Genomic DNA, 17,748 nt, shown 5'->3' on the forward strand with positions numbered 1-17,748 from the left:
GACAGCGGTGACCTCACAGGCGTGACTGGCCCGAAACAGATGTAGGAGCAGCCTTGTGCTGCGAAGCGCCGCGCGGGCGGCGCTCGATCTCAAAGCCGATAAAAATGTTGTGACAAGCCACCACTCCGGCACCACGGCTGGCCATGCAGCCCTGACCGTTCGTGCCACTGACTCGCTTAGTCATCAAGCTGGCTGGCAATGCAACTTCCAGCCTATGGGCTACTGGCTATGCTCAGCCTCGACATAGAGAGCACATGTAAGTGCCGAGGTGACATGCAATGACCGCAGCCTTGCCCTATTCCGCCAACACCACTTCACCGGGACCGTTCTGATGCCTATGGCCGAAATTCCATTGTGCGTCTGGCGTACCCGGGGACAGAGTTTCACTTTCCGGGGCCAGAGCATCCGCTACTGGACCGCAGGGCAAGGAGAGCCCCTGCTTCTGTTACACGGTTTCCCCACCGCCAGTTGGGACTGGCACTACCTGTGGGGGCCCTTGGCCCAGCGCTTCCGGGTGATCGCCTGCGACATGCTTGGCTTTGGCGATTCGGCCAAACCGGTCGATCACACCTACAGCCTGATGGAGCAGGCGGACTTGCAGCAGGCTTTGCTAAACCACCTGCAGGTCGACCAGCCGGTGCATTTGCTGGCCCATGACTACGGCGGCAGTGTGGCCCAGGAGCTGCTGGCGCGGCACCATGAACAGCGTGCCGACATTGCCAGCTGCGTATTCCTCAACAGCGGGCTGTTCCCCGAAAGCTGCCGCATGCTGCTGATCCAGAAGCTGCTGCTCAGCCGTGTGGGCTGGCTGGTGGGGCGCTCGTTCGGGCGTGATGACCTGGTACGCAACGTGACCCAGGTCTACGGCCCTTGCACTCACCCCAGTGAAAGCGCGCTGGATGACTGCTGGAGCCTGATCGTTGCCAACCGGGGCACGCGCATTCTGCACAAGCTGGTGGGCTACATGACCGAGCGCAGGTTGCGCCGTGAACGCTGGGTCGGGGCGATGCAGCGCGAAGGCGTGCCATTGCGCTTTATCAACGGCGCGGTCGATCCGCTGTCCGGTGTACACATGGTCGAACGTTACCGGCAACTGGTGCCGCAGCCAGACACCGTGCAGTTGCACGGCATCGGCCATTATCCGCATACCGAAGCGCCGATGCAGGTGTTGCGCCACTACCTGGCTTTTCGTGAACCACCGCTGAGCTTCCCCCAGCAGAAGGTGGCGTGGTCCTGACCGGGCCCCATCGCCCTGCGTTATTGCCAGGCATTCAGCCTGCGTGAGCTTGATTGTCCGCTTGCTGCTGGCGGCGGACACTCGGCTGACCTGAACCTGCCTGGAGCCCTGAGCATGAGCGAGCCTGTCCGTCTGCAAGATCGCGTGGTGATCGTCACCGGAGCCGGTGGCGGCCTTGGCCGTGCCCATGCGCTGCTGTTCGCCGCGCGTGGTGCCAGGGTCGTGGTCAACGACCTGGGCGGTTCCACCCACGGTGAAGGTGCCAGCGCCTCTGCCGCTGACCGGGTGGTGGAGGAGATCCGAGCCGCCGGTGGCAGCGCCATTGCCAACCATGACTCGGTCAGCCACGGCGCACGTATCGTCGAGCAGGCGCTGGACAGTTTCGGCCGGGTCGATGTGCTGGTGAACAATGCTGGCATCTTGCGCGACAAGACCTTCCACAAGATGGATGACAGCGACTGGGAGCAGGTCTACCAGGTGCACGTCGAGGGTGCCTACAAAGTTACCCGTGCCGCCTGGCCGCACCTGCGCGAGCAGAACTGGGGGCGGGTGATCTTTACCGCCTCTACCTCCGGCATCTACGGCAACTTCGGCCAGGCCAACTACGGCATGGCCAAGCTGGGCCTGTATGGGCTGACCCGCACCTTGGCCATCGAAGGGCGCAAGCATGGCATCCTGGTCAATGCCATCGCCCCTACGGGCGGCACCCGCATGACCGAAGGGCTGATCCCGCCCCAGGTGTTCGAGCGGCTCAAGCCGGAGCTGGTCAGCCCGCTGGTGGTGTACCTGGGCAGCGAGCAGTGCCAGGGCACCGGTGAACTGTTCGAAGTGGGCGGTGGCTGGGTCGGCAAGGTGCGCTGGGAGCGCAGCCTGGGGGTGGGCTTTGATCCGCGCGAAGGCTTTACCCCGGAGCAGGTTGCGGAGAGCTGGGCACGGATTGGCGACTTCGATGGGGCGGTGCATCCGCAGGACAGCCTGCAAGCGCTGCAGCAGATGATGATGAATCTGCAGAAGTACCCGCTGGGCTGAATCCTGTATTGCCTGTGCCGACCTCTTCGCGGGTAAACCCGCTCCCACAGGGATATCACGGGCCCGAAGGCATGTGGCGTACCTGTGGGAGCGGGTTTACCCGCGAAGAGGCCGGCACAGGAGAAGGTGTTTTCAGGGCAAATAAAAAAGGCCGCTGCAAGCCGCAGCGGCCAATCGAGACGTCAGATCAAGGAGCTTCAAAATCTACGTCGGTGAACCTCGCAGGCATGAAAAAGCGGGGGAGTGCCCTTCATGCCGGCCAGTGAGTTAAGAATAAGCGCTTGATCCTGTAGGAAAAATAGCCGCTTATGACATTCACCTTTACGTATCGGGCAATAGTGCCGCAGGCGCTCAGCCAGCGGGCGAATAGCCCATGCGCCAGCTGGTTTCCCGCGCTGCCGCCAGTAGCCTTTGCGCCGCCGGGCCATGCTCGTCGGCATGGAAGATCGAGGTAGGCCCGACCACGGTCATTACCGCAGCGACGTGCCCCATGGCATTGAACACTGGCGCCGACAGCGCATCGACGCCTGGCATCAGCAGCCCATGCACATGGTGCAGGCCACGTTCGCGAATGCCCGCCAGTACCGCCTGGTAGTCGTCGGCACTGTGCTGCAGGGCGGCCAGCTCCTGGTCGCGCAACTCCACGGTCTCGCGCTCGGGCAAATAGGCGGCGAATACCAGGCCGGTGGATGACGTTAGCAGCGGCAGTACCGAACCGATCTGCGTCACCACGGTGACCGCACGCACCGCCGGTTCAATGCTGACCACGGTCGCGCCCTGGTTACCCCATACGGCAATGAAGCAGCTCTCGTTCAGTTCATCGCGCAGTTGCGACAGCGGCAGTGCGGCAATCTTCAGCACGTCGATGCTACCCAGCGCCGCCAGCCCCACCCGCAATGCCTCGCGCCCCAGGCCGTAATGGTTGGTGGCCGCATCCTGCTCGGCAAAACCGCTGGCAATCAACGCCTGCAGGTAGCGGTGCACCTTGCTCGCCGGCATCTGCACATGTTCTGCCAGGCGTGACAGCGAGGTGGAAGGGGAGAGCTCGGCAAGGGCCTTGAGGATGTCGGTGCCGACCTCCGCCGAGCGGACTTTCTGCTTGCCGTTGTCGGCGGGGGAGCTGGCTTTGGCCATGGACATCTTCTTCCGGATTCTTCAAGTCGCGCCTTTATAGCTTGACGCATTGCTCGGAGCAAATTACGTTATTCGTAATCTGATTACGATAAAAACAATGCAGACGCGCTGCCACCCCACCCAGGGCCAGCAGCCAGCTGCCAGCAACGGCTCGGCCAGAGCCCGGAGGCATCGATGAATCGCGACACCTCACCCGACCTTCACTACCTCAGCGGCTTCGGTAACGAGTTTGCCAGCGAAGCACTGCCAGGTGCCTTGCCGGTCGGGCAGAACTCGCCGCAGAAAGCCCCCTACGGGCTGTATGCCGAGCTGCTTTCGGGCACGGCGTTCACCATGACCCGCAGCGAGCTGCGCCGCACTTGGTTGTACCGTATTCGCCCGTCTGCATTGCACCCACGTTTCGAACGCCTGGCGCGCCAGCCGCTGACCGGGCCACTGGGGTCCATCAACCCCAACCGCCTGCGTTGGAGCCCCCAGCCGATTCCTGCCGAGCCGACCGATTTCATCGAAGGCTGGCTGCCCATGGTGGCCAACGCCGCAGCGGAAAAACCGGCCGGCGTAAGCATCTACATCTACCGCGCCAACCGCTCCATGGAGCGGGTGTTTTTCAACGCCGACGGTGAACTGCTGCTGGTGCCGGAACAAGGCCGCCTGCGCATTGCCACCGAACTGGGTGTGATGGAAGTCGAACCGCTGGAAATCGCGGTGATCCCGCGCGGCATGAAATTCCGCGTCGAACTGCTCGATGGCCAAGCCCGTGGCTACCTCGCCGAAAACCACGGCGCACCGCTGCGCATTCCGGACCTGGGCCCGATCGGCAGCAACGGCCTGGCCAACCCGCGTGACTTCCTCACCCCGGTGGCGCACTACGAAGAAGCCGAAGGGCCGGTGCAACTGGTGCAGAAGTTCCTTGGCGAGCACTGGGCCTGCGAACTGCAGCACTCGCCGCTGGACGTGGTCGCCTGGCACGGCAGCAACGTGCCGTACAAGTACGACCTGCGCCGCTTCAACACCATCGGCACGGTCAGCTTCGACCACCCGGACCCGTCCATCTTCACCGTGCTGACCTCGCCAACCAGCGTGCATGGCCTGGCCAACATGGACTTCGTGATCTTCCCGCCACGCTGGATGGTGGCCGAGAACACCTTCCGTCCACCATGGTTCCACCGCAACCTGATGAACGAGTTCATGGGCCTGATCAACGGTGCCTACGACGCCAAGGCCGAGGGCTTCCTGCCGGGCGGTGCTTCGCTGCACGGGGTGATGAGCGCCCACGGCCCCGACGCCGAAACCTGCGAAAAAGCCATTGCCGCCGACCTGGCGCCGCACAAGATCGACAACACCATGGCCTTCATGTTCGAGACCAGCCAGGTGCTGCGCCCGAGCCTGCAGGCCCTTGAATGCTTGCAATTGCAGGCCGACTACGATAGTTGCTGGGCCACCTTGCCGAGCACCTTCAACCCGAACCGGAGATAACCCATGAACCAGACCGCCATTGCCCGTAGCTGGGTCGAGCACGCCAACGGGCATAGCGATTTCCCGTTGCAGAACCTGCCATTGGGCATCTTCAACCGGCCGGGTGAAGCCAAGCGCTGTGGCGTGGCCATCGGCGACGCCATCCTCGACCTGGAAGCGGTGCTGGCCGCCGGCCTGTTCGACGGTGCCGCCAAGGCTGCCGTCGAAGCCACCCGCGGCGGGGCACTGAACGCATTCTTCGCCTTGGGCCGCAGTGCCCGTGTCGCCCTGCGCGAGCGCCTGCAGGTGCTGCTGGGCGAGCACAGCGAACACCAGGCAGCGCTGCAGACCGCGTTGTACCCAGCCAGCGCCTGCCAGCTGCATGTACCGGCGCAGATCGGTGATTACACCGACTTCTACGTGGGCATCGAGCACGCCAAGAACGTGGGCAAGCTGTTCCGCCCCGACAACCCGCTGCTGCCCAACTACAAATACGTGCCGATCGGTTATCACGGCCGCGCCTCGACCATCCGCCCGTCCGGCACCGACGTGCGCCGGCCCAAGGGCCAGACATTGCCGGCCGGGCACACCGAGCCGAGCTTCGGCCCCTGCGCACGGCTGGACTACGAGCTGGAGCTGGGCATCTGGATTGGCCAGGGCAACGACATGGGCCAGGCAATCCCGGTAGGCGATGCCGCCGAACACGTGGCCGGCCTGTGCCTGCTCAATGACTGGTCGGCACGCGATATCCAGGCCTGGGAATACCAGCCATTGGGACCGTTCCTGTCCAAGAGCTTCATTACCACCATCTCGCCCTGGGTCGTCACCGCCGAAGCACTGGAACCCTTCCGCTGCGCCCAGCCGGCACGCCCGGAAGGCGACCCGCAGCCACTGTCGTACCTGCTGGACAAGCGCGACCAAGCCGACGGTGCATTCGATATCGAACTTGAAGTGCTGTTGCTGACCGAACGCATGCGCGAGCAAGGCATTGCCCCACACCGCCTGACCCTGAGCAACACCCGCAGCATGTACTGGACCGTCGCGCAGCTGGTTGCGCACCACAGTGTCAACGGCTGCCAACTGCAGCCGGGCGACCTGTTCGGATCGGGCACCTTGTCGGGCGCCACAGCAGGTTCGTTCGGCAGCCTGCTGGAGATCACCGAAGGCGGAAAACTACCGGTGCAGCTGGGCAGCGGCGAAGTGCGCAAGTTCCTCGAAGACGGCGACGAGATCATCCTGCGTGCCCGCTGCACGCGTGACGGCGTAGCCAGCATCGGCTTCGGCGAATGCCGTGGCACGGTCATCGCGGCCAACTGAGGAGGCTGGGGCATGGAGCTGTACACCTATTACCGTTCCACCTCGTCCTACCGGGTGCGCATTGCCCTGGCACTGAAGGGGCTGGCTTACCAGTCCCTGCCGGTCAACCTGCTGCAGGGGGAGCAGCGCGGTGCGGGCTACGTTGCCGTCAACCCGCAGGGCCGCGTGCCGGCCTTGCGCACCGACGGCGGTGAGTTGCTGGTGCAGTCGCCGGCGATCATCGAATACCTGGAAGAGGTTTATCCACAGCCTGCGCTGCTGCCTGCCACGGCCGAGGCGCGCGCCAAGGTGCGTGGCGTGGCGGCGATCATCGGTTGCGACGTCCACCCGCTGCACAACGTCAGCGTGCTCAACCGGCTGCGCCAGGCTGGCCAGGATGAGGGCCAGGTCAACCAGTGGATCAGCCACTGGATCAGCCAGGGGTTGGCGGCGGTGGAGCAACTGATTGGCGATCACGGTTACTGCTTTGGCGATGAGCCGGGGCTGGCGGATGTGTACCTGATCCCGCAGTTGTACGCGGCCGAGCGCTTCAACATCGACCTCAGCAACTTCCCGCGCATCTTGCGGGTTGCTGCGCTGGCGGCTGGGCACCCGGCGTTCCAGCAGGCTCACCCCGCCCAGCAGCCGGACAGCCCGGCTCAGTGAATCGAACGGTTCGCCGCCGGAAGCTTGCCGATGCGCTCGGACAGCTTCAGGCGCTGGACCGGGTCTTCCGTCAGCAGTAACGCATGCTCCAGGTCGAAGCGCTCGGCATGCGGGCAGTCCAGGTGTTGGTAAAGCGAGGCGCGGGTTACGTAGTCGCTGACCTGCGCCGGCCCCAGCTGCATGACCCGCTCGGCATCGACCAACGCAGCCAGGTGGTTATCGTTGCTGATGTGCAACTGGCGCAGGTTGCGTGACAGGCGTTGCAGCATCTGCAGCGGGCTGGCGCTGCGCATGTGCTCAGCGGTCAGCGCCACATGCGGGCCAAACTGGCGGGCCAGCAGTTCACGGCAATCGTTGGGGTAAAGGCGCCGGCCGCCACAGGGGTCTAGCAGGTGATCGGCGCCTGGCACGCGCAACAGGAAGTGGCCAGGGAAACCCACGCCTTCCAGTGGAATGGACAGGCGCCGGGCCAGCTCCAGGGCGAGAATGGCCAAGGTCAGCGGCTGACCACGGCGGCGTTGCAGGACTTTGTCCATCATCGCCGCATGCGGGCGCAGGGGGTGGAATTCATCCTGCTGGAAGCCCAGCGCATTCAGCTGGCGCAGCAGTGGCTGGGCCAGTTCGCACAAGGGCAGCATTGGCAGGTTATTGCTGATTTCGCGCTGAAGGTCGTGCAGCGTGGCAAGGCTGGCTGCGGGCTCGACACTACGATCGTGCTCGGCGGCAATCCACAATGCGGCTTCCAGCAGGGCGACAGGCTCGCGTTCCAGGCAGGCCAGGCAGGCTTGACGTGGCTTCATGGGGCTTCTCCACACACGCTTGAGTATTAGCTATGGCGCGCGGTTTCGTCCAGTGGTCCGGCGGCGGCGTCAGCCTCGGTGCCGTGCCTATACTGGAAGGAGCACCTCGTTGGGGGAGCCCGTCTATGTTCGCACTGATGCAAAGCACCCGTACCCAGTCACTGCACCTGTTCAACGACCCGTCCACGGGCCTGAAGGCCGTGGTGGCGATTCACAGCGAGCAGCTGGGCCCGGCCATGGGCGGTTGCCGCTACCTGCCTTACGCCGATGACGAAAGCGCCATGACCGATGCCATTCGCCTGGCCCAGGGCATGAGCTACAAGGCGGCGCTGGCCGGCCTGCCGCTGGGTGGCGGCAAGGCAGTGATCATGCGCAACCCGCATGTGGAAAACCGCGCGGCACTGTTCGAGGCCTTTGGCCGCTTCATCGATACCTTGCAAGGGCGTTTCATCATCGCCGTGGACAGCGGCACCTCGACCGTGGACATGGACTGCATAGCCCAGAGCACACAGCACGTGACCAGTACCACGGCTTCGGGTGATCCCTCGCCGCATGCGGCGATGGGCGTATTCGCCGGTATCCGTGCAACCACTTCGTTCCGGCTTGGCAGTGATGACCTGAAAGGCCTGCGGGTGGCGGTGCAGGGGCTGGGCAATGTCGGTTATGCGCTGGCCGAGCAACTGCATGCGGTAGGCGCGGAACTGCTGGTGAGCGACCTGGACCCAGGCCGTGTGCGGCTGGCGATGGAACAGTTCGATGCCAAGCCGGTGACCAACGATGCGTTGATCAGTACCCCCTGTGACATCTTTGCCCCGTGTGGTGTGGGGCCGGTGCTGAACGGGCAGAGCGTGATGCAGCTGCGTTGTGCGGCAGTGGCAGGAGCGGCTAACAACCAGCTGACCACCTTGCAGGTGGCCGACCAGCTGGAATCGCGCGGGATACTGTATGCGCCTGATTATGTGATTAATGCGGGTGGGTTGATTTACGTGGCGCTAACCCATCGTGGCGAAGACCTGGGCACCATCACCGCGCACCTGGCGCGGATACCTTCACGGCTGACCGAAGTGTTTGGCCATGCGCAGGCTGAGAAGCGCTCGCCGGCGCGGGTGGCGCAGATGTTGGCGGAGCGGTTGCTTTATGGCTGAAGGTTGATACTGGCTTTGTCGGCCTCTTCGCGGGTAAACCCGCTCCTACAAGAGCCCGCGGATCGTCGGAAGATTGCTGCATGACGCCGATATCACTCGGCTGCACCACCCTCAAGTAACTCGGCCAACGCATCCGGCTGGCTCTTGAACGCCCGGGCGAACACATCGCGGTTCTTGGCCATGTAGATACCGGCTTCCTCGACCTGCTGTTCGGTCAGCGATGGCACCGCTTTGTGCAGCACCTCGGCCAGGCGCTCGGCCAGTTCGAGCATCTTGTCGTGACGGTCTGCTTCGGCCTTATCCATGAACAAGCGCTCCGGGTCGCGGCTGCTGCGGTACACCACTTCGACGGCCATTCATCACCTCTATGCCTTTTTGCTGGTTTTGCTGCGGGTTACTGTATCTATATACAGTAATGGCAATGTTGGTTGGTTCGCAAGCAGAAATTGTAGCGTGGCGCTTTGCGGGGTGTCCGGCACAACATCTTTATCGCCTGTGAGATCGAGCGCCGCCCGCGCGGCGCTTCGCGGCTAAAGCCGCTCCTACGTTTGTTTCGGGCCAATTATTCCTGTGGGATTTGCGCGCGAACGCCTTGGCGCATGACTCGATATTGCGTCGTACAAACAAGGCGGTCGCGCGCGCCTGGCACAGGAGTGACTGGCCCGAAACAAATGTAGGAGCGGCTTTAGCCGCGAAGCGCCGCGCGGGCGGCGCTCGATCTCGCAGGCGCTGAATGTGTTGAGGCGAACGCTTCGGCGCTCGATCTCGCAGGCGCTGAATGTGTCGAGGCGAACGCTTCGGCGCTCGATTCACAGGCGCCGAAACCGCCACGCCGAACACTCCGCAGTCCCCTAAACCCACCATGCCACAAAGTGCCCTGCGGCAATCGGCCGCCTTCCAAGGCAGGGGCCTGGCCCTTTAACTGCATGGCACAAGCGTCACACCGGTGACGCATCATCCTTCAAGACGTATCGGGGAATGGAATATCGTGAACATCAAATGGGCAGAAAAGCTGCGCAAGGGCCTGCACGGCTCGGCGGACTCGCTGGGCAACCTGTGCGTCGAGGCCTTCCATTACCTGGCGCTGTTCGGCATTGGCGCGATCACCGCTTATGCGGCGGTAGTCACTTTCCTGGATATGCTCGGCAAGGGCGGGATCAGTGTCGATGACATCCTGCTGCTGTTCATCTACCTGGAGCTGGGGGCAATGGTTGGTATCTACTTCAAGACCAACCACATGCCGATCCGCTTCCTGCTGTATGTGGCAATCACTGCGCTGACCCGCCTGCTGATTGGCGATGTTTCGCACCACAAGGCGCCGGACGAAGGGCTGCTGTACCTGTGCGGCGGCATCCTGTTGCTGGCGTTCTCGATCCTGGTGGTGCGCTATGCCTCGTACCGCTACCCCTCGACCAAGGTGCTGGACGCTAATGGCAAGGAAGTGGAGGAGGGCAAGTAGCCCTCAGTTGGCCATGAAATGGCGCGGCGCGTGACGGGCGTCGCGGGTCAGCGCGGCCAGCACTTGCATGGGGTTCTGGCCCAGTTCGATGGCCAGGCCCAGGCGGATGCTGTCGATCACCCGCTGCAGGCGCACCGGGTTGTTGCGCTGGGCTTGTGTGATGAGGCGCTTGGCGACCACGCCGGCGTCGTCGGACAGGGTCAGCATGATGCTGCCATCGAGGTTTGCAATGCTCAGGTTGACCCGGTATTCGGGGGCGAATGCAGCACTGATTCGTTCGAATGGGTTGTTCATGGTCGTGCTTCTGCGGTGAATGAGTGCAGAGGTTGACCGGGGAAATCGTGGGTTGGTTCAGCGCCATTGATCGGTACAAATGAAAACGCCCGGCATCTGGCCGGGCGTTCTTGCATTGCCAATCAGGCGTCTGGGTCACTCAGTTCCAGGGCGCCGCGCTTGCTGCGCAGCTTGCCGTAGAAGTGTTCCAGCGCGTGGTTGAGCTTGGTGGCAGCACCGTCGACTGCCTGGTCCAGCGAAGTGGCGGTGTGGGTCACGGAAATCGGTTGGTGGCCTTTGGGGCGAGCCTCCATCTGGCAGCGTTTGTCATGCGGTCCGGGCTTGGCGCCGTTCTCGTCGCGCAGGTGCACCTCGATGCGGGTGAGGTCGTCCTCGTAACGTTCAAGTGAGCTTTCCAGTGTACTGCGGACCCACTGGTCGAGCCGGGCGTTGCCTTCGAAATGGTTGCTGCTGTTGACCTGGATTTGCATGATTCAATCCTTATTCAGCTTGCTCGCATGGAGACGCGCCTAGGCCCTTGAGACCCTTGGAATTTCTGCGCCTCTTGACTCTAAGGTCAGGCAACGGCGAAACGAATTCAAGCCCTTTTTGAAAATAAATTTCTTGTTGCAAATCCCCGCTGTTTGCAACGCGATCCCCTGTAGGAGCGGCCTTGTGTCGCGAAAGGGCCGCGAAGCGGCCCCGGCAATGTAGGTGGCGAAGCTGAAATCCTGGGGGCGCTTCGCACCCCTTTCGCGACACAAGGCCGCTCCTACAGGTGCCCGCGCACCTCGGGCAAATATCAGAACTCCACCGACGTCTGCACATACAAGGTCCGCGGCTCGCCCACATACTTGCCCTTGTTGTTGTCATCGTAAGAGCGTGTGTAGTACTCGCGGTTGAACAGGTTCTTAACCCCCACCGCCACCTTCAGGTTCGACAGCTGCGGGCCAAAGTCATACCCTGCGCGGGTGCTGACCAGCATGTAGCCCGGGATGCGCCCGGTGCTGCCATCGGCGCTTTCCGTTCCGGTATTGGCGTTGTCGGCGTACTGGCTGCTCTGGAAGCTACCGTCCAGGTTCAGCTGCCAGGGCCCTTCGGTATAGCCCACCCCCAGGTTGCCCTTGTGCCGCGACGAGAACGGCACCTGGTTACCCTTGTTCGGCCCGTCCTCACGGATGGTGGCATCGACGAAGGCGTAGCTGGCGTGCACGTCGAAGCCGGCCAGCGCCGGGCTCAGGCCGTCCAGTGCGTAGCGGATGCTGGTCTCGATGCCCTGGTGGCGTGTTTCACCACGGGCAATCACCGAGTCGTTGGTCTGGTTGCTTTCGTACTGGTTGTCGAAGTTGATCAGGAACGCGCCGATCTCGGCCTGCAGGTCACCGCTGTCATAACGGGTACCCACTTCCCAGGTACGCGCCTTTTCCGGCTTCACTTCGCCGCTGCTGACCCGGTTGGGCATCTGGCTGTACTGCACGCTGCCGAACGAACCCTCGGTGTTGGCATACAGGTTCCAGCTGTCAGTCAGGTGGTACATCACGTTCAGCGCTGGCAGCGCAGTGTTGTAGCTGCCCTGGTAGCGTTGGCCGTTGAGCTTGTTGCTCTGCTCGGAATCTATCATCTCGTAGCGTACGCCCGGGGTGATGGTCCAGCGGCCGATGTCGATGCGGTCATCCAGGTAGATGGCGTGGGCTTCGGTGCTGCCGCGGGTGTCGCGGTCGTTGCGGCTGGAGGTGGTCGGCAGGTTGCCGTTGGTCGGTTCACGGAAGCGCAGTTCGTGGCCGGCTTCGTTGACGTAACGGTAACCGACGCCCAGCTCATGCCAGCTGTCGCCCAGGGCCAGGCCCTGCGAGAAGCGGGTTTCGATGCCGCGTACCCAGTACTCGCGTGGCGACAGCGACACGAAGCTGCCCTGGTCCAGGTAGCCGCTGCGCAGGGTCTTGGTGAAGAAGCTGTTGACGCTGAACTGGCGGTCGTCCTGCTTGTAGTCGTAGCCGAAGTTGAACAGCGTGCGGCGGCCCCAGAACTTGTCTTTCAGGCGCGTCGACTGGTACGGGTCGGCAGCGAAGTCGGCCGTGCTCAGGCCCCCGGGCATCTCGGCTTCGCCCTCGTAGTACTGGGCCATGGCGTGCAGGCTGTTGGCCTCGTCCAGTTGCAGCTTGCCCTTGAGAATCAGGTCGTCGATCTGTGTGTCGCTATGCTCGCGCCAGTCGCCACCACGGGTGCCGGAGTACAGCAGGGCGCCGCCCAGGCCGTTGGCGTTGGTGCCGCCGACCAGCAGGTTGGCGCTGTTCTTGAACCCGTCGTGGCTGGAGGACGGGCTGATCTGGTTCTGCATGGCGGCCTTGAACGTGGCCTGTTCGGGGATTGCCCGGGTCACGAAGTTGACGATACCGCCGACGTTCTGTGGGCCATAACGTACTGCGCCACCGCCGCGCACCACATCCACGGCGTCCATGTTGCCCATGCTCAACGGTGCCAGCGAAAGCTGCGGCTGGCCATACGGGGCGAAGGGCACCGGGATGCCATCCATCAGCACGGTCGAACGCGATGCCAGGCGCGGGTTGAGGCCGCGAATGCCAAAGTTCAGCGCGAGGTCGTGGCTGCCAGTGCCGTTGTTGTCCGGAGCGTTGACCCCGGGGATGCGGTTGAGCACCTCGCGGGCGGTGGTGGCGCCGTTGCGTTCGAACGCTTCGCGGCGCACCACGTCGCGGGCGCCGGGGTGCTCGAACACATTGTCCTGCTGCGCTTCGGCCAGCCAGTCGCCGACCACGGTCGAGGCGCCCAGCTCGACGGCACCATCTGCTGCTGGGCTGGCGGCAGGTTGCAGGCTGAAGGCGTTATCGGTTTCCTGCCGCGCCTGCAGGCCGCTGCCACGTAGCAGTGCATCGAGGCCCTGGCGCACATCGTACTGGCCATCCAGGCCTTGAGTGTTCATACCTTGGGTCAGTTGCGAGCCGAACGAGATCAGTGCACCGCTTTCACGGCCGAACTGGTTGAGGGCGTCTTCAAGCGAGCCAGCGGCGATGTGGTAGCTGCGGGTTTCGGCGTGGGCGGCAGGCATGGCCAGCACAAGGGTGGTGCTGAGCAGCAGGGCGTGAACGAGTGGGCTGGGGCGCAACGGCATGGGTCGGGTCCTGAAAAGAGGGTTCTGCCATGTCTGTCACGCGAGGTTGGGAAAATGGCTCAGGTCAATCGAAGTTTTTTTGGCGGGGTGTTTGTCATGAGGGTTGTATTGGCTGTGAGATCGAGCGCCGCGCGGGCGGCGCTCGATATCCGCCCCCCTGCACAACTCGCGGCGAGCACCTGAGACTCACCCCACATCCACCGTCACCCAATACCGGGTAAACCGCCGTACCCGTACCGGCAGCGCCACCTCCAGCATCTGCAGGATGCGCTCGCTGTCATCCAGCGGATACGACCCGGAAATACGCAAGTCGGCAACCCGCTCGCTACAGCTCAACTGCCCATGGCGATAACGCCCAAGCTCGGCGAGGAACTCGGCCAGGCGCATTTGCGATGCCACCAGCATGCCGTCGACCCAGGCCCCGACATTACGGTCGAGCGCTGACTGCGACCGCCAACCACCCGTGAAGCGTGCCTGTTGCCCGGCCAGCAGCGGTTGCCCGCCTGCACTGGCAACCCCGTCGAATACCGACACCACGCTGTAACCGTCGAACTGGCGTACGTTGAAGCGCCCACGGTCCAGGCGCAGCGCGCCCTCGGCGGTACGCAACAGTAACGGCCGTGCATCGCTGGCCACCTGCAATGCCAGTTCACCCTCGAACAGCCTCACCAACCGCTGCTGGCCGTCGGAGCGCACGTCGGCGGCACTGCGGGTGTTGAGCTGCAGCACGCTGCCATCGTCCAGCTGCATGCGCCGGCGCTGGCCGACCGGGCTGCGGTAGTCGGCCATCAGCCCGGGCAAAGGGCTGTGTTGTTGCAGGCCAAGCCCGGTGGCACTGGCCACACCGACCAGCAACAATGCCTTGAGCGCCCGCCGCCGGGCCGGCGAGGGAGGGGCTTGCAGCGTCGCGTGCACCACCGGCGACGACACACCGCGCAGCCGCTGGTTGACCTGCTGAATATGTGCCCAGGCCCGCTGGTGCTCCTGGTCAGCCTGCAACCAGTGGTCAAACGCCAGCTGCTGGGCCTGGCCAAAATCATCGCCCTGCGACTCCAGCAACCAGTGCACGGCCTGCTCCGCCACCTGCGGGGAAAATGAGGCGTTCACAGGGCGAAGTAGCAGCGCATGGCCGCCTTGCTCAGGTAACGCTTGACCGTGGCCAGCGAGATGCCCAGCTCACGGGCGATTTCGCCTTGGCCCAGGCCATCGACCTGGGCCATCAGGAAGGCACGCTTGACCAGCACTGGCAGGCCATCCAGCAAGCGGTCGAGCTCCAGCAGGGTCTCGAAGATGATCGCTTTCTGCTCTTCACAGGGTGCCAGCTGTTCCGGCACCTGGGCCAGGGCCTGCAGGTAGGCGCGCTCCAGCTCCTGGCGGCGAAAGTGGTTGCACAGTACGCGCTTTGCCACGGTGGCGAGGAACGCTCGCGGCTCGACCAGCTGTGGTGCTTCGCGGGCCTGGAGCAGGCGCAGGTAGGTGTCCTGGGCCAGGTCGGCAGCACTCTGCGGGCAGCCCAGGCGACGGCGCAACCAGCCGGTGAGCCAGTTGTGATGGGCGTGGTAGAGGCCTTCGACCGTGGAAGAGAGCGCGCTGGGCACCGTGATACTCCGGCGCCTTATTGCGCAACTGGTAGTAAGAATTGTTCGCATGATATTGATAGCCAGCTTTCTCGGCAATTGCTTGGCGCGGTCAACTGTAGGAGCGGCCTTGTGTCGCGATAGGGCTGCGCAGTGGCCCCAGGATTTCAGCTTCACCGCATGCATTGCCGGGGCCGCTCTGCGGCCCTATCGCGACACAAGGCCGCTCCTACATAGGGGGCCGGCGTAGACTCGGAGCGAAGCGGAAACCTATCGCGCGGGCTTTGCTTATGAGAATTGAAATCATTATTATTGCAGCCCCGAAAACGCCCGGACCTTCGCCATGACGCGCAAAACCGCCGGCCTGCCGCTCAGCTATCGCCTGGCCGTGACCTCACGCAGCCTCGCTGCGCTGTTGGGCGGCTACCTGCTGGCGTCCATGGCCAGCGCCTGCATTGCCTTGGTGGCACCCATGCCGAAGGTCGATGCCACGCTGATCGGCCTGCTGCTGTCGTTCGTCTTCTACCTGCTAGCGTTCATCTGGTGCTTCGCTTGCCGCAGCGCCTGGCGTGCCTGGCTGGGCGTGCTGGCGCCAAGCTTGCTGCTGGGCATGATCAGCGGCATTGCCTACTGGATGAAAAACCCATGAAAGAAGGCTTCCGCCAGGCCATGGCCTGGCTGCACACATGGACCGGCTTGATCTTCGGCTGGCTGCTGTTCGCCATCTTCCTCACCGGCACGCTGTCGTACTTCAAGGACGAAATCACCCACTGGACGCAGCCCGAAGTGCGCAACCACACGCTGGACCCGGCGCATAGCCTGGGCGTGGCCCAGCGTTTCCTGCAGGACAATGCCGGGCATTCCGCCAACTGGTTCATCCGCCTGCCCAACGCACGCGAGGCTGACCTGAATGTGGGCTATCGCGAACCCAATGGCGGGCCGCGCGGCTTCGAGAGCAAAACCCTCGACAGCCAGACTGGTCAGCCGGTGGCGGCACGCGAAAGCCGTGGTGGCGAGTTCTTCTACCGCTTCCACTTCCAGCTGCAGATGCCGCACCCGTTCGGCCGTTGGCTGTCGACTTTCTGCGCCTTCATCATGCTGCTGGGGCTGGTTACCGGCATCATCACCCACAAGAAGATCTTCAAGGAGTTCTTCACCTTCCGCCCCGGCAAGGGCCAGCGCTCCTGGCTGGACGGGCACAACGCCATCGGTGTGCTGGTGCTGCCGTTCCACCTGATGATCAGCTACAGCAGCCTGGTGCTGTTCATGTACCTGGTGATGCCGGCGGGCATCATGGCCAGCTATGGCAATGACACCGGCAAGTACTTCAACGACCTGTTCGGCCGCAACGATGCACCCAAGGCGGCCCAGGTGGCCACGCCACTGGTAGCGCTGCCGAATCTGTACGCCAAGGTGCAGGAACTGCAGCCGGGCGCGGGTATCGGCTTCATCCAGGTGCAGAACCCGGGTGACAGCAATGCACGCGTCACCTTCACGCAAGCGGCCGCCGACCACGTAGCCTATCGGCGCAGCACCAACTGGACCTTCGACGGCGCCAGCGGTGCGCTGTTGAGCCAGGGCAAGCCGGAGAGCGGGGTGATGATGACCGCCTTCAGCTTTGCCGGCCTGCACATGGGCAACTTCGCCGGGCCTTGGCTGCGCTGGTTGTACTTCTTCTTCGGCGTGGCCGGTACCGCGGTGATCGGCACCGGGCTGGTGATGTGGCTGGGCAAGCGCCAGCTCAAGCATGCCAAGCACGAACGCCTGCCGGGCGAGCTGCGCCTGGTCGAGGTGCTCAATATCGCCAGCATGAGCGGCCTGCTGCTGGCGGTGGCGGGCTTCTTCTGGGCTAACCGCCTGATCCCGATGGGCGTCGACGGTCGGGGCGATTGGGAGGTCAACGCCTTCTTCATCGCCTGGGGGCTGTCGCTGGTGCATGCCGTGCTGCGCAGCGGGCGCCGGGCCTGGGGCGAGCAACTGGCACTGGGCGCGCTGGCTTTTGCCTTGCTGCCGCTGCTCAATGGCCTGACCACCAACCGGGGCCTGAACCATTCGTTACTGGAGGGTGACTGGGCCATGGCCGGCTTCGACCTGACGGCATTTGGCACGGGCCTGTTCCTGGCCTGGCTGGCCGGCAAGATGCTGCGCAGCCCCAAGCCCGTGGCCAAGCGCCCAGCGCGAGCGGTAAAAAAACCGAGCGTTGAAACAGCGGAGGCAAGCTGATGCTGGGTAACGCACTGATCGCATTCGCAGGCTTCGTCGCCCTGTGCCTGGCCATGGAAAGACACTTCAGTGACCTGCTTGGGCGCAAGCCACGCCCAGGGCAGCTGGGCCTGCTGCGGATCGCCGGTTGGCTGTTGCTGATGCTATCGCTAATGCTCAGCGTGCAGCTGCGCGGTTGGGCCCATGGCCTGGTGGAGTGGACGGCGGTGATGATGGCTGGGGTGACCCTTTGGGTATTTGGCCTGCCATACCAGCCGCGCCTGCTGCTGGGCGTAGCCGCCGTCAGCGTGGTGTTCGGACCGTTGCTGGCCGTGTTCGCTGTGTGAC

Annotated in this window: 18 protein-coding genes; 10 read left to right on the top strand and 8 right to left on the bottom strand. The window is 63.7% G+C overall.

Features of this window, described 5'->3' with window-relative positions; all coding sequences use genetic code 11:
- Nucleotides 1-331: 331 nt before the first annotated feature.
- Together ACIP1G_RS08875 and ACIP1G_RS08880 are read left to right on the top strand one after the other, a co-directional pair.
- A complete protein-coding gene (locus ACIP1G_RS08875) occupies nucleotides 332-1,237 on the top strand; it encodes an alpha/beta fold hydrolase (RefSeq protein ID WP_400735585.1) in 906 nt (301 codons plus the stop codon).
- Between the two features lie 114 nt (nucleotides 1,238-1,351).
- On the top strand, nucleotides 1,352-2,266 hold the full coding sequence (locus ACIP1G_RS08880; protein ID WP_400735587.1) for an SDR family oxidoreductase: 915 nt from the start codon (nucleotides 1,352-1,354) through the stop codon (nucleotides 2,264-2,266).
- A 351-nt stretch (nucleotides 2,267-2,617) separates the two neighbouring features.
- On the opposite strand, the gene ACIP1G_RS08885 is transcribed toward ACIP1G_RS08880, so the two are convergent.
- The gene (locus tag ACIP1G_RS08885; RefSeq protein WP_400735589.1) at nucleotides 2,618-3,400 is read right to left on the bottom strand and encodes an IclR family transcriptional regulator; all 783 of its coding nucleotides are present in this window, start codon (nucleotides 3,398-3,400) and stop codon (nucleotides 2,618-2,620) included.
- Between the two features lie 174 nt (nucleotides 3,401-3,574).
- On the opposite strand from ACIP1G_RS08885, the gene hmgA reads away from it, so the two are divergent.
- Genes hmgA through maiA form a run of 3 tightly spaced genes read left to right on the top strand, consistent with a single transcriptional unit; the run spans nucleotide 3,575 to nucleotide 6,817 of the window.
- On the top strand, nucleotides 3,575-4,876 hold the full coding sequence (gene hmgA / locus ACIP1G_RS08890) for a homogentisate 1,2-dioxygenase (RefSeq protein WP_400735591.1): 1,302 nt from the start codon (nucleotides 3,575-3,577) through the stop codon (nucleotides 4,874-4,876).
- A gap of 3 nt (nucleotides 4,877-4,879) precedes the next feature.
- On the top strand, nucleotides 4,880-6,172 hold the full coding sequence (gene fahA / locus ACIP1G_RS08895; RefSeq protein WP_400735593.1) for a fumarylacetoacetase: 1,293 nt from the start codon (nucleotides 4,880-4,882) through the stop codon (nucleotides 6,170-6,172).
- A gap of 12 nt (nucleotides 6,173-6,184) precedes the next feature.
- Entirely contained in the window at nucleotides 6,185-6,817 is a 633-nt protein-coding gene (maiA, locus tag ACIP1G_RS08900) for a maleylacetoacetate isomerase (protein ID WP_400735595.1), read from the top strand.
- On the opposite strand, the gene ACIP1G_RS08905 is transcribed toward maiA, so the two are convergent.
- Nucleotides 6,811-7,617: a SirB1 family protein gene (locus tag ACIP1G_RS08905; protein ID WP_400735597.1), complete on the bottom strand. Its 807-nt coding sequence runs from the start codon at nucleotides 7,615-7,617 to the stop codon at nucleotides 6,811-6,813. The two genes, maiA and ACIP1G_RS08905, sit on opposite strands and share 7 nt — an antisense overlap.
- A 125-nt stretch (nucleotides 7,618-7,742) precedes the next feature.
- Here ACIP1G_RS08905 and ACIP1G_RS08910 point away from each other — a divergent pair, with 125 nt between their 5' ends.
- Nucleotides 7,743-8,762, top strand: coding sequence for a Leu/Phe/Val dehydrogenase (locus ACIP1G_RS08910; protein WP_400735599.1), 1,020 nt, complete (start codon nucleotides 7,743-7,745; stop codon nucleotides 8,760-8,762).
- A 92-nt stretch (nucleotides 8,763-8,854) separates the two neighbouring features.
- Here ACIP1G_RS08910 and ACIP1G_RS08915 read toward each other — a convergent pair whose 3' ends face one another.
- Complete coding sequence (locus ACIP1G_RS08915; protein ID WP_016489064.1) at nucleotides 8,855-9,118, bottom strand: YebG family protein; 264 nt, start codon at nucleotides 9,116-9,118, stop codon at nucleotides 8,855-8,857.
- Between the two features lie 632 nt (nucleotides 9,119-9,750).
- Here ACIP1G_RS08915 and ACIP1G_RS08920 point away from each other — a divergent pair.
- Nucleotides 9,751-10,221, top strand: coding sequence for a phosphate-starvation-inducible protein PsiE (locus ACIP1G_RS08920; protein WP_264311624.1), 471 nt, complete (start codon nucleotides 9,751-9,753; stop codon nucleotides 10,219-10,221).
- 3 nt (nucleotides 10,222-10,224) lie between these two features.
- On the opposite strand, the gene ACIP1G_RS08925 is transcribed toward ACIP1G_RS08920, so the two are convergent.
- The 5 genes from ACIP1G_RS08925 to ACIP1G_RS08945 all read right to left on the bottom strand — a co-directional run bounded on the left by ACIP1G_RS08925 (nucleotide 10,225) and on the right by ACIP1G_RS08945 (nucleotide 15,270).
- Nucleotides 10,225-10,515, bottom strand: coding sequence for a DUF3509 domain-containing protein (locus ACIP1G_RS08925; RefSeq protein WP_400735600.1), 291 nt, complete (start codon nucleotides 10,513-10,515; stop codon nucleotides 10,225-10,227).
- Between the two features lie 122 nt (nucleotides 10,516-10,637).
- The gene (locus ACIP1G_RS08930; protein WP_110742537.1) at nucleotides 10,638-10,985 is read right to left on the bottom strand and encodes an HPF/RaiA family ribosome-associated protein; all 348 of its coding nucleotides are present in this window, start codon (nucleotides 10,983-10,985) and stop codon (nucleotides 10,638-10,640) included.
- A 311-nt stretch (nucleotides 10,986-11,296) separates the two neighbouring features.
- Nucleotides 11,297-13,621 (bottom strand): TonB-dependent Fe(3+) dicitrate receptor FecA, encoded by a 2,325-nt coding sequence (fecA, locus tag ACIP1G_RS08935; protein ID WP_400735602.1) that lies wholly within the window; start codon nucleotides 13,619-13,621, stop codon nucleotides 11,297-11,299.
- A 186-nt stretch (nucleotides 13,622-13,807) separates the two neighbouring features.
- On the bottom strand, nucleotides 13,808-14,728 hold the full coding sequence (locus tag ACIP1G_RS08940) for a FecR domain-containing protein (protein ID WP_400735604.1): 921 nt from the start codon (nucleotides 14,726-14,728) through the stop codon (nucleotides 13,808-13,810).
- Nucleotides 14,725-15,270: a sigma-70 family RNA polymerase sigma factor gene (locus tag ACIP1G_RS08945; protein ID WP_400735606.1), complete on the bottom strand. Its 546-nt coding sequence runs from the start codon at nucleotides 15,268-15,270 to the stop codon at nucleotides 14,725-14,727. The genes ACIP1G_RS08940 and ACIP1G_RS08945 overlap by 4 nt, the downstream gene beginning before the upstream one ends.
- 271 nt (nucleotides 15,271-15,541) lie before the next feature.
- On the opposite strand from ACIP1G_RS08945, the gene ACIP1G_RS08950 reads away from it, so the two are divergent.
- Genes ACIP1G_RS08950 through ACIP1G_RS08960 form a run of 3 tightly spaced genes read left to right on the top strand, consistent with a single transcriptional unit; the run spans nucleotide 15,542 to nucleotide 17,747 of the window.
- On the top strand, nucleotides 15,542-15,847 hold the full coding sequence (locus tag ACIP1G_RS08950; RefSeq protein ID WP_400735608.1) for a DUF3649 domain-containing protein: 306 nt from the start codon (nucleotides 15,542-15,544) through the stop codon (nucleotides 15,845-15,847).
- Complete coding sequence (locus tag ACIP1G_RS08955) at nucleotides 15,844-17,421, top strand: PepSY-associated TM helix domain-containing protein (RefSeq protein WP_400735609.1); 1,578 nt, start codon at nucleotides 15,844-15,846, stop codon at nucleotides 17,419-17,421. Before ACIP1G_RS08950 ends, ACIP1G_RS08955 begins: the two co-directional genes overlap by 4 nt.
- The gene (locus ACIP1G_RS08960; RefSeq protein ID WP_400735611.1) at nucleotides 17,421-17,747 is read left to right on the top strand and encodes a DUF3325 domain-containing protein; all 327 of its coding nucleotides are present in this window, start codon (nucleotides 17,421-17,423) and stop codon (nucleotides 17,745-17,747) included. Before ACIP1G_RS08955 ends, ACIP1G_RS08960 begins: the two co-directional genes overlap by 1 nt.
- The last annotated feature ends 1 nt before the right edge of the window (nucleotide 17,748 follow it).

It is taken from the genome of Pseudomonas sp. NPDC089392, assembly GCF_044749595.1.
Classification (GTDB): domain Bacteria; phylum Pseudomonadota; class Gammaproteobacteria; order Pseudomonadales; family Pseudomonadaceae; genus Aquipseudomonas.